Below are 255 nucleotides of genomic sequence, written 5' to 3' on the forward strand. Positions count from 1 at the left end.
ATAGCTTCTTCTGCTTTGCGGTACGTTCCATCTGAAGCTATTTGAGCTGCTTTCATCTCTACAAGAGGAGAATTACGGATTCTAGGCTTTAAGCCGACGGCTTTATCAAAAGGAATCACACTTTTTTTGCCTTCTTTTCGCATACGGTGGCGTTCAAATTCAACGGTTCCGAATGTAAATTGAAGCGTACGGTCAGGCACACTGTCAATCTCATATCCTTGTTCTTTGTAATCATGAAGTAATTCTAAATCAATC

The 255-nt window shown here is 40.4% G+C and carries 1 pseudogene; it reads right to left on the minus strand.

Annotation, left to right across the window (positions count from 1 at the left end):
• A pseudogene (locus ACYQ4S_RS12920) lies at positions 1-255 on the minus strand (ISLre2-like element ISAot1 family transposase); the annotation flags it as partial.

It is taken from the genome of Alkalibacterium sp. s-m-28, from assembly GCF_054658175.1.